Origin of the sequence: Flavivirga eckloniae (assembly GCF_002886045.1) — a bacterium.
Taxonomy (GTDB): domain Bacteria; phylum Bacteroidota; class Bacteroidia; order Flavobacteriales; family Flavobacteriaceae; genus Flavivirga; species Flavivirga eckloniae.
On record NZ_CP025791.1, the window covers coordinates 1,955,072 to 1,967,142 of the forward strand.

General features: G+C 35.1%; 6 protein-coding genes. All 6 read right to left on the reverse strand.

Features of this window, described 5'->3' with window-relative positions; all coding sequences use genetic code 11:
- Positions 1 to 31 precede the first annotated feature (31 nt).
- The 6 genes from C1H87_RS23645 to C1H87_RS08165 all read right to left on the reverse strand — a co-directional run bounded on the left by C1H87_RS23645 (position 32) and on the right by C1H87_RS08165 (position 11,958).
- The gene (locus C1H87_RS23645; RefSeq protein WP_102755334.1) at positions 32 to 1,537 is read right to left on the reverse strand and encodes a PKD domain-containing protein; all 1,506 of its coding nucleotides are present in this window, start codon (positions 1,535 to 1,537) and stop codon (positions 32 to 34) included.
- Between the two features lie 22 nt (positions 1,538 to 1,559).
- Complete coding sequence (locus C1H87_RS08145) at positions 1,560 to 2,753, reverse strand: PspA/IM30 family protein (RefSeq protein WP_102755335.1); 1,194 nt, start codon at positions 2,751 to 2,753, stop codon at positions 1,560 to 1,562.
- A 12-nt stretch (positions 2,754 to 2,765) separates the two neighbouring features.
- The gene (locus C1H87_RS08150) at positions 2,766 to 4,364 is read right to left on the reverse strand and encodes a RagB/SusD family nutrient uptake outer membrane protein (RefSeq protein WP_102755336.1); all 1,599 of its coding nucleotides are present in this window, start codon (positions 4,362 to 4,364) and stop codon (positions 2,766 to 2,768) included.
- A 6-nt stretch (positions 4,365 to 4,370) separates the two neighbouring features.
- Positions 4,371 to 7,601: a SusC/RagA family TonB-linked outer membrane protein gene (locus tag C1H87_RS08155; protein WP_102755337.1), complete on the reverse strand. Its 3,231-nt coding sequence runs from the start codon at positions 7,599 to 7,601 to the stop codon at positions 4,371 to 4,373.
- A 663-nt stretch (positions 7,602 to 8,264) separates the two neighbouring features.
- Positions 8,265 to 9,179 (reverse strand): T9SS type A sorting domain-containing protein, encoded by a 915-nt coding sequence (locus C1H87_RS08160; protein ID WP_102755338.1) that lies wholly within the window; start codon positions 9,177 to 9,179, stop codon positions 8,265 to 8,267.
- A gap of 172 nt (positions 9,180 to 9,351) precedes the next feature.
- Positions 9,352 to 11,958 (reverse strand): chondroitinase-B domain-containing protein, encoded by a 2,607-nt coding sequence (locus C1H87_RS08165; protein ID WP_102755339.1) that lies wholly within the window; start codon positions 11,956 to 11,958, stop codon positions 9,352 to 9,354.
- Positions 11,959 to 12,071: the final 113 nt, after the last annotated feature.

Genomic DNA, 12,071 nt, shown 5'->3' on the forward strand with positions numbered 1-12,071 from the left:
TCGTACTGAATATATTTTTTATGTTTTAAAATTAAAATCCAGGGGTAATAATATCTATATTGTCATAGAACACTTCATTACTACTATCTACGGCATTTGATGCTCTAACATATATTACAACCTTATTTGTTGAAGGTGTAAATGTAAATGTAGTCGTTGTAAATGTGTCGTTGGTACTAGACGATTTAGAGCTATTAAAATCATTATCAATTAGAAAATAAGCATCTGCATTGGTATCGCGTGCAGCTTCTGTATTAATAGCATCTTCGCTAGCAATTTCATTATTCAAAATGAATACTTCTGAATTAACACCAGCAGCTTCTGAACGCGAATCGATAGTAAAAGTATATTCTACACCAACTTCTACATCTACAACTTGATAAAGTCGACGACAAGCTTCGTTTATCTTTACACCTCTGCCGCCGCCGGCATCTGGTCCAAATTTGTTACCATCACTTGTAGAACCTGGTTGCTCATCAGCATCACCACAATTAGTTGCAAGCCAATCTTGTAAAGCTGTATTATTCCAAAGCGCTCTATAAGGGCTATCTATTTCTCCCAGAGCATCATCAATAACCTTACTATTAGGTGTCATATCCCAAGCATCTGCATTATCACCCGTATTAGATGTGTGATCATTACATGCGCTATTTAGAACTATAGCTTTAAAAGTAGGTTCAATACCTCCAACTGGAACGGCTTTAACAATACTTTTTGATACACCAGCAGCGTTTGTTGTTGTTAATGTTACATTATATGTACCAGCAACTGCATAAGTGTGCGAAGGGTTAACTTCTGTAGAGGTATTACCATCTCCAAAATCCCAGCTATGTGATACTGCTAAAATTGAATCATCTGTAAAGTTTGCCGTAAGAGATGACGTTGTAAACGTAAAATTAGGAACTGTAGATAATACCAATCCTTCTATGTTTTTGGAAACAGAAACCTCAACTCCTAAAAAGTTAGTGGCTGTAAGCGTTGCTACAAAAGTTTCTGCCGAAGCATATATGTGTACGGGATTAAACTTAGGATCATCTTCTGTGTCTTCTTCAGAATTCCACTCTACAGTGTCTCCATCACCGAAATCCCAAACCAGTTTACTGGCTCCAGAAGTTAGGTTTTCAAAAGTTACTTCGGAGTCTACAGCAGTGTGATTAAAACCAACAAAAATAGGTGCCACATCCGATGAAGCTTCCGCTACTAAACCATCAGAACTTGTTGTGGTTAGCTTCACGGTATATAGGCCACCTGTTGCATAGGTATAATCTGGATTGGCTTCTGTTGATGTATTGCCATCTCCGAAATCCCATAAATACGAAGCTGCATCTGTTGAATAGCTTCTAAATACTACCGATAAATTATCATTAGCACCTGCACTAGTAGTAAATAGTGTATTTGGTTGTATATTGTTCACATTTCCAGTTGGTGGTACGAAATCTTCGTGACCACTATCGTAACATGATATAAGGCTCAAAGTTATAAACAATAGTGCGAAAACGCTTCTATTGATTTTTTTATTTAATTTATTATAAACCATAATATTAAATTTTAGAACTTTACTATTGTTTTACTGTTATATCAAATGAATCCAATCTACTCTCTACACCTGAATTTGTTGCAAAGATTATTACAGTTTCATTTTCTCCTGCTTCGAATGTAATAGCATGTTTTTTGAAAACATCGTCTACTCTTCCCGCATTGGTATCTGTTCTTGAAGCAATAATATTCTCCTCCAATTGAGCTTCTGCATAGCTAGAAGTATTTGGAGTTAATATAGATACTTTCATTTCTCCAGAGCTATTCTTTTCAAAAGCAGTAAAGTAAGTTAGTACATATTCTGCTCCAGGAGTAACACTTATTTCCTGATAAGCAACTCTAGCACCATCTGATGGGAATTTTGCTGCTTGCGTACCTTCTGGTAAAATACCTTCTTCAGATTTTGTATTAATCTGTATTACCGTAGTACCTCCTCCTAGTGGACTCCAGGCACTGTTACTTGGAGCTCTCCAGGAATCTCTACCATCACCTGTTCCATCGAACAAACTGTTGTCTTCAAAACCAGGTTCTGCAATCTCAGGTATTGGAATTGTTGGTATAGCCTGATTAACAGTAATTGTTTTCTCTGTAAAATCTGATTTACCAAGGTTATCTGTTACCGTTAAACCAACTTTATATTCACCTGGACCAGGGAAAGAAAAGATTAATTCCCGATCTTCTAATGTTGCTGCTTCTAACGCAGAGATTTGACTTTCTAAATCAGCTACTTTTTGTAAAACTTCATCTGAAAGCCCTGCTCTTGCTGCATCTAATTGAACTTCGAGTGCATCAATTTCTGCCTCTAACACAGTAACCTTATCGGGGTTAGATTCGCAAGGTATTTTAAATTCCAGTTTTGCAATTTGCTGCTCTATTGCTACAATGGTAGCCAACTCAGCATCAATTGATTGCTTTAAAACGGGTAAGTTTTTATTTATTAATGTTACGCCATCAGAAGGTGTAATGACCCATTGATATTTTGTACCATTTACAGCCAAATTTGAACCTGCTTGAAACTTAAAATCATATTTAGCCCACAATTCAACATCATTACAGTCAAATTTTGAAGTAGTCACGTCCGTCACATTATAAAAAGGTGTTGGGCCTGTAATATCTTCTAAATCGCCAACCTCTGCTAAATCATCACTAACACAAGAAGCTATAGCTACACATGTACCTAAAACTATATATTTTATTTTTGTCAAATATTTATTCATAATTATAAGTTTTTAGTATCCGTCGTTCTGTCTATAAAAATTAGGTAAATTGTCTATTTCCCTTTGTGGAAAAGGAAGGTATTTCTTTTCATTTGTATAGAACAAATTGTTTGCGTTCGAAAACTGGTTTAAAACATCATCGGCTTCACCAAATCTTATTAAATCGTACAAACGTTGATTTTCGTATACAAACTCAACTCTTCGCTCATCTAACAACCCTTGTTTTGTTAAATTAGCAACTTCTTCAAGTCCTGCTCTTGCTCTAACTTGATTAAAAGCTTCAACAGCTCTTGGGTCTGTAGTGCTATCGGCACCAGCCAAAATGGCTTCTGCATATAACAACAGGACATCGGCATATCTTAAAACAATCCAATCATTATCCCCAATCTCACCATCTGTTGGGAATTTAGCATTAAAAGTATCGTTTGTTAACACTGTTGGGTTATAAGACAACTCATCTATACTGGCAAAGAATCTCACTGGTTGCTCTTCTGGGGTCATAACCCCTAAAAAGTCAAGTGAAGCAATATTTACACCATTAGATGGCCCTTGTAAAGTCATGGCAAAACTATGTGATTCTGAATCGGTTTCTACCTGATCGTCTAAACCGCTATCGCTGGTTGCATAGTTATCGCTATTAACAAGATCGTAAGCAATCGAGAAAATGACTTCATTGTTAATTTCGAGTGCCGTACTGTTTGACCAGGCACCAGTAAGTCTACCATTTGAATACCCATCTGAAATTGCATTTCCAAATATATGACCATAATTCATGATCAAATTAGCAGTATATTCTTCATCTGTTAAAACGTCCGCAATATTATTTATAGGATCCGGATTAAGTTCCAATTGTTTGGCACTTGCTCTTTCTGTAAAAATCAGTTCATATTTATAAGTGCTACTGTTTTCTACAACAGATGCCAATAAAAGTTCTGCCTCTGTATAATTAGGGGTAGGTTGACTTAAATATGCTTTTGCTGCTAAACAAATAGCTGCCCCCTCAGAAGGTCGATATCTATTTTGTGCCACGCCATTTAAATAAGCAATTGATGTTTTAAAATCATCAATAATTTTCTCGTAAACCTCAGCCTCAGGTAATTGAGGATAGTTTAAAGCTTCTTCCTTAGTTATATCTAAAACCTTATCTACATAAGGAATATTTTGATATGCTCTTACTAAGTTGAAATGGCATAACGCTCTCATAAAATAAGCTTCCCCTACTGTATATTGAAATGCTTCCGGAGCTAAAAATCGGTTATCTATAATAGTATTGGCATGCTTAATGGCAGCCATATTATTAGAATAATAGGTAGCTACATCGCCATTATTTGGGTCTACATTGTAAGCATTAATTGCTGGAAAGTTTCCGTTTTCTGTATTTGCTCTTACATTATCCGATCTTAACTCGGTTAATAAAAATTCGTTTGCCGGAACTTTTTGGTAGGCATCTAAAATACCATTCGCCAATAGTTTAAATCCATTATCGGTTTGTAGTAACTCCTCTAAGGAAAGTGCTGTAGGGTTACTAAGATCGAGTTCTTCCTCACAACTTGTAAATAAAGCTACAAAAGAAAAACAAACTATTATATTTAATAAATATATTCTTTTCATAATCAATTAAAATTGTAAGTTAATCCCTGCTGAAATTGTTCTAACCACTGGCCCATCACCTCTTTGATAACCTGCTGTTAGTGGTGTATTAGCATTATCTGACGTTTGACCAGCAGCATCTGGGTTAAACCCTTCGTAACCTTTAGCGGTAAAGAAGAGTAAGTTCTCACCCGTCATATACAATCTTAGTCTATCTATGTTAAGCTTTGAAGTAACTAACTCTGGCAACGTATACCCTAATGTTACATTTCTTAAAGTTACATAAGAAGCATCTTGTATATGATCGTTTGTAAATCTTCTATGAACTGTTAAATCTCTGTCTGGGAAATTGGAAACTTCATTTACAGCCGATTCACTGGCAAAGTACAACTGATCTAAATCGGCAACCCTAACTTCGGCTCCATGAGATCCTTGCCATTGAAATGAAAAATCGAACTCGCGAAACGTAAAATCTGAATTGAATCCCCATACAAAATCAGGGTATGGACTACCTAATTCTGTTCTATCTTCATCATCAATAACCCCATCATTATTCAAATCTTTTACGTAAACATCAGCAAAATCATTGTTAAACCTATTAAATGGATTGTCTACCCACTCTAACGGAATCTCCTTTTCGTAAACCCAACCGTAAAAAGAAGTTATCGGCTGTCCTACTCGTGCTATAAATTCCGTAGGTCTGGTATCCTGATCAATTCTAGAGATAATTTGTTGGTTATTTCCTAAACTAACCACTTCATTCCTGTTTAAAGAGAATTGACCTGACGCTCTCCAGCTAGCATTTTCGTTAGCGAAAATTCTAGAGCTCAATTCCAGTTCTATACCCTCATTTTTAACTTCTCCTATATTCTGTAACCAGTTATCTGTACCATAAGTGGCGGCTACTGGGGCAAAAAGAATTAAGTCTTCACTTGTTCTTGTATAGTAATCGGCTTTTAAGCTTAAAACACCTCTACCAAATGTAACATCTAAACCAGGGTTAAACTCTATTAATTTTTCCCAACCTAAATTTTGATTCGCTAAGGTTACTCCTTTAACTCCTGTTCCTCCATTATAACCAATGGTACTGAATGTTTCTTCGAATCTGTAAAGTGAATCGAATATATTGTTAGAGATCTCATTAGAACCTGAGATACCATAACTAGCTCTTAATTTTAAAAACGTTACAATTTCGTTTGCTGGTAAGAAATCTTCGTTAGTTACAACCCAACCTACAGAAGCTGCAGGAAAGAATCCGAACCTTGTATTTGAACCAAATCTGGTACTACCATCGGTACGAGCAGATACCTGGAACAGGTATTTCTCATCATAATTATAATCTAGTCTTCCAAAATATGAAACTAGCTTATCTGTTCCATTATTGGTAAATGTTGTCCCCCCATCTGCAATGGAGATATTGTTATTAAAATCGTCTGTAAAGCCTACCGCTTCAGATTCTTGTCTATAAAAATCTCTTTGCGTATACTCAAACCCTAATACAGTATTAAAATTATGTTTGCCAAAATCTTTCTTATATTTAAGAATAGACTCAAAGGCATACTGATTTACTTCATCTCTTCGTTCTAAACGGTAAGATTCTTGTTCTCTATTTTCCTGACCAAATAAAAAGTCGGCCTCATTCGTCTTATTATGTCTAAAAACACCTGAAATAGTCTGTCTGAAATTAAGACCTTTAGCCAATTCAACATCAAAGTAAGAAGATGCATTTAAAGCTAATTTCTTTTTGGTTCTGGATCTTTCTAAAAAGTGCACTAAAGGATGAACGTTTTTAGTAGTAGATAAGGTTAATCCGCCTGATGTTAAATCGCTAACTAATGGAAGCCCTGTACTTGGATCTCTGGCAATTCTTCTCTGATCGTCTGGCGATACTGTAAAAACATGATCGAAAGCTCTTGAAAATCCATAACTACCTACACCTAAGTTTTCAAATAATTTTCCTGCATCTGTTGAAGTACCAACATCTGTAGAAAACTGAGTTACATATTTTAAGTGCTCTTCGTTTAAGCGTAACGGCACATGCCCATATTGTCTTAATGGATCAGTAAATCTCGCAGGCAATCTATCTTGATCGTTGTAATTAACACGTAAATTTGCTCCAAACTTGATTTTCTTGTTTTTCGATTTACTGTCAACCTTTATTCTGGCATTATATTTTTTAAAATTATCTTTTATTGCAATACCTTCATCTTCAAGATATCCTAAAGACGCTGTATAATTGGTTAGCTCCGATCCTCCTCTTGCTGCAAAAGAGTGACTTTGTATAACACCACCAATGAAAACTTCATCTTGCCAGTTTTTTTCTCCGCCTCCTAAACCAGCTAAAAAATCCATAGCTTCAAGCTCTGCATAAGCCGTGTTGTAGTCACCGATTACTCTATCGTAGTTTGGACTATCAAGTGAAATGGCATCAACGGTACCCTGCAATCCATCTAACCTGGCTCTTTCCTGAGCGATAGATCTATTAAAGTTTTTGTTTTTGTTGGCGTATTTGTATCCTGTAAATGAGTTATAAGAAAACTTTGTTTTACCAATAACACCTTTTTTAAGTGTAACTAAAATGACACCGTTAGCACCACGAGAACCGTATATTGCTACCGATGAAGCATCTTTTAAAACACTTAAAGATTCAATGTTGTTATTATCAATAGTAGCTAAAATATCAGGATCGGTTCCTAATACAACCCCATCGACAACAATTAAAGGTGATGATGAACCAGTAATAGATCCCGGACCTCTTAATGTAATTTTAGGATCACCACCTGCTTCAGATGCGACCACCTGAATTCTTAAACCAGCTACTTTTCCTTGAAGTGCATCTTCCACCCTCGATACAGAAAAGTCCTTAATATCTTTAGATGAAACCTTTGTTAATGCACTGGTAACATTTTTTTGCTTTTGATCTCCATAGGCAACAACCACAATCTCTTCCAGTTTGGATATATCTTCTACAAGAGAGATATTAATCGTCTCTTGATCGCCTACAGGAACATTTTGAGTTTCATAACCTATATATGAGAATTGCAACACATCCCCACTGCTCGCTCTTAATTGATATTTACCATCAAAATCTGTGGATGTCCCTGTGGACGTGTTCACTATAACAACATTTACACCGGGAATGGGAAGGTTATCTGTTGCAGACACAACCGTTCCTTTTATAACCGTTCCACTCTGTGCAATTAATACAATATTGAAAAACAATATTGTTATTAGAGTTAGTTTAGTTTTTAAATTCATAATTAACTTATTTTATGTTTTTAAATTGTAAGTTTAAATTTGTATTCTTTGCCAATTAGTTTCGTCCCATTAAGAATTACATAATTTTTAGCTCACCACACAAAAAATATAATCTTCCATAAGTTTTGTAATTTCTAAAGATGTATATTTTTATATAGCAGCTACCTGTGTTTTATTTTACCTCCCTCCTAAAAGAAGTAAATTAGTTATAAAAAGAATAGACGTGCACCTGTTCTTTTTTATTGTTTCGTCATATATGATTTGGATTTTTTGAAAGGTTATACATTGAGTTTGTCTTGTTTTTACTGGAAAACCAAATTGGTTTACCAGATTGGTTTTCCAAATATATGTTAATTTTTTTGTTAAAACCAAAAAAATCGAAATTTTAACACTACTATTCTATATGGCGTTATAGAATTGGGCCAAAAACATCGATTAGTATACTTTTACAAGCACAATAAGTACAATTGGGGCTTCTTTAGCTCTATTTGCAGTGCATCTCTGTTAGACACTAACATTCCTTGTCTATCAGCAGAAATCAAACATCAAGAAGCAATCATTAAAAACTAAAAAAGTCTATTTATATTAGTCACAAAACTTTAGATGTAATATAAGAAAAGCCTTTTATTTCAAAAAGGCTTTTCTTATATAAAATGAGTAAGCTTACTTAACAACTATTTTTTGAGTTAAACTACTATTTTCTGTAGCTATTCTTAATAAATACATTCCAGAACTAAGGCTTGAAACATTAATATTACTATTTGATAAACCTTTTTGTCCGTAAACTTCTTTTCCTAATATGTTGTAAATTTTAACAGATGACACTTCAATATTATCAGCGTTTATTGTTAATACTTCTTCAACTGGGTTAGGGTGTACTTTAAATTTTGAGGCAAGAAAATCTTCAGCTGAAAGCGTTGTTGTATTAGCTAAAACCAAATTATCCATTCTAATCTCTGAATCTCCATTCATCCAACCTTTATCTTTACCCGAATCTCCGTGGGATCCAGCATCGTAAGGTCCTACAGCTCTAATAAATATAGCTATACTAGTCTCAGACCCAGTATTGAATGTTAACTGCGTGATCGCATTAGTATTTGTGTTTCCTGGAGGTGTTACAAGGGTTCTTGCAAGCTGGTTCGCAGCCATCTCAACGGCTGCAACGGTACTGTAACCAAATCCTTCCTGAGCAGCATCAGCTGGCACATCATATGCAGGTGTATATCCTCCTTCATACCCACTACCCTTTAGTATTATAATTTCAACATGCATTGTTGTCGTTGGGTCTATTTTGTAGGTGTAATCTAAATCTAATGTGTAATCACTATTAGCAACAACAGCAACTTCTTGATAAATACCATCAGACTCAAAGTCATCAAATTTCACTACATCGTTACTATTCGACGTAGAGGATTCTGCTTGGTCAGCAATGTCTTTATTGATCCATCCAGAACAAGAACAATCAGTACCTGCAGATTTAGGAATTTTGTCAAAAGTAGCATTATGTACAGTTGGTTGCACTTGAGAATACCCCAAAGCAGACACACAAAGCAATAATAAAAGTAATTGTGTTTTCATAATTATATAATTTTAATGAATTAATAGTAAATTGAAATTATCACAACTGTGCTAGGTTAAGTATATGTATTTTTGGAAAACCAAACTGGAAAACCAATTTGGTTAACCAAATATAGTTATTATTAGGAGTTTTCCAAATTTTATTTTGTTAAAATGATTGTTTTACAAGTGTTTAACGTGAAATAATTATCATTTTAGATTCGCGTAAACCACTATCATTAGAAAAATTAATAAGATAGGGTCCGTTTAACAGAGACGAAATATTGAGGATAATCTGTGATTTAGGAGTCGTTACATCCTTATTCATTACGAGTCTACCATCTAAGCTATAAACATTAATTTTATTTATATTAAGTCCTGAAGTTCTAATATTGATAACATCTTTTGCGGGTACTGGAAATATTGATATTTCTGTATGGTCTATATCTTTAGTTGATAAACTGCTTTGGGTACCGTAAAATTCTATTTCTCCCACGGCATTCCAAACACTTTTTCTAGTATCTCCAGCACTATTAAATCTTCCGTAGCCTATTAATTTTATATAACGAGCATTTGCAGTAACTTCATATTGATTAAAATCTGTTGTACTAGTTGCCGTTAATAACAAATCTCCTGTAGTTGGTAATGCCATAGTAAAATCTCCAGAATCTGTTCCAGTTGTTGAAACCCATACTTGGAAACCGAAAGGATCTGATTTGTTAGTTGTGCTGAATCGAACTAAATCTAGATTGTATTCATCACCTAAATCATAAATTATATATTCGCCATCACCCTTATAATCTCCCGAGACAATAGAACCATCATCTGCCGCCCAAACAGTTCCGTTATCTTTGTCTAGCGTATTTGCTGCATAATTAAATTTAGTTGTACCATTTACTTCTTCTTTTGAAAAAGAATGAATTGTTACAGGATCTCCAGCTAAACCCGTGTTAATAAGATCGTATAATTCTGTAATATCTGGAGCTGCTTGTGTTACACTTAAAACCCTGGATAGTGTACCTCCTACTTTAGTAAAAGTAACATGCCCCGTTCTTTCGGTTACGTTTGTGTTTTCAGTTACAGTTACAGCTACTGTTGCAGATCCCGATCCGGAGCTAACATCGGTTGTTATCCAGGAATCGCTAGTTTCAACATTCCAATCTATATTAGCTGTTACTGTTGTGTTCTGGCTACCGCCATCTATACCAAATTCGGAAAGATCGGAAACATATAAAGTCTCAACAGAAGCTATGGTACAAGTAGTAACAGTTAGCAAAACACCTTGAGCCCCAATAAAACAACTTCCAACAGAATCTCCCACATCACTATCAGCATGCGGTGAAAACGAAGCGGTACCTGTTGCCCCAGATACTTCGCTAGCACCTATATCCTTGCCTGTACTTGGTCTGTTCAATCCTGTGATATCGAATGCTATTTCTGGAGTTGTAACGATAGCATTATTAGCAGCATCTCCTGAATCTGAAGGTAAAAACGTTTCTCCATCTGCAGCAAATCCAATAGTTCCTGAATTAAATTGGGTAGCAGATAACGTTGCTCCTAAAGTAGTACCTTGATAAACATTATTTCCAAAAGTTAATCCAGAACCTAGATCGCTAAAATCCCCAGTAATTATGGTAGTTAGCGTAGTATAAAACAAATTGTTAGTGAATGTGCCAATAGGATCGGTACTTCCTTTACTTGTATTAAAATACAATGGTGAATGTACGTTGTAAAATGAATTATGGGTTATTAAAACATTTTCTGTTTTTTGATAACCATTTGAGCTTCCTCCTGAAGTCTCAGACCCTCCTAAAAATGTAATACCATTGTTCCATTGGGCTTGCTCATTTTCATTTATTAAATCTTGAAAGTAATTATTTGATATGGTGTGACCACTATCGGAAATTCGAACACCACCAGTTCCTTCTACATTTTCTCCTAAAAAATAATTTCCTTCAACCGTAGCGTTTGCACCATGCCTCAATACTAAAGAGCCTCTACATGCTCTAAACGTATTGTTTTTATATATGTTATTTGCACTCTTGTTTGTTATTATTTCATTCTCTCCATCCGATTTATTAAAATAATTTCCCTCTACATTTACATTTGCATTAAATGCTTGATAGTTACTTGCTCCTACCCTAATAGTTTCACTATCTCCAGCGTTTTGAGTGGCGGGATCTCTTTTTTCGTAATTATAAAAATAATTGTTTATTATTTGATGTCCAGCGGTAGCTTCTCCGTTATCAAAATTATACGAAAGCTCAACCAATACCAAGGCTCCGGGAGATCGCTTGTTTAAAAAAGAACAATTAATTACGTTATTATATTGCCCGTACAAGACTACCCATCTATGTTTAGAGGTAGATTCATCATCATCTATAGTTGTTGGATCGTCTGGCTCGGGTTCTAGCCCATTGATTGTACAATTTTGTATTGTACAATATCTTGCATAATCGGTACCATTTCTAAACTGGATATGGTTATTAACACCCTCTCCTCCATTCCAGTAAAAGCCATCTATAACTAAATATTCACCTCCTACATTCATCCTAAGGCCTCCGGTAAAAATTACACCGCCTGGTGATTCTGCTCTAAAAACAATTGGGTTATCGGCTGTACCCATACCAACGAAGTCTATGCGTTCATCGGTGCTATAAACGCCATTTGCTAATATAATTTCATCTCCTGCTACATATACATTGTTCTCTAGATCTTCGGGGTCGGTGATGTTGTAAGTTGTTTGTCCTATTACTGATATAGAGAATAGTAATAGCCAATGTAGGGTAATTTTTTTCATTAGGTTAGTATTAAAAAGTTTAAATTAGACTGGTTTTCCAAATTGGTTTTCCAAATTGGTAAACCAAATATAGATTTAATTCATTAATTTCCAAATTTTTTAACATTAAAGCC

Coding starts and splice junctions, on each gene's coding strand:
- C1H87_RS23645 (WP_102755334.1), bottom strand. CDS start 1,537: ATGGTTTATAATAAATTAAATAAAAAAATCAATAGAAGCGTTTTCGCA.
- C1H87_RS08155 (WP_102755337.1), bottom strand. CDS start 7,601: ATGAATTTAAAAACTAAACTAACTCTAATAACAATATTGTTTTTCAAT.
- C1H87_RS08160 (WP_102755338.1), bottom strand. CDS start 9,179: ATGAAAACACAATTACTTTTATTATTGCTTTGTGTGTCTGCTTTGGGG.
- C1H87_RS08145 (WP_102755335.1), bottom strand. CDS start 2,753: ATGAATAAATATTTGACAAAAATAAAATATATAGTTTTAGGTACATGT.
- C1H87_RS08165 (WP_102755339.1), bottom strand. CDS start 11,958: ATGAAAAAAATTACCCTACATTGGCTATTACTATTCTCTATATCAGTA.
- C1H87_RS08150 (WP_102755336.1), bottom strand. CDS start 4,364: ATGAAAAGAATATATTTATTAAATATAATAGTTTGTTTTTCTTTTGTA.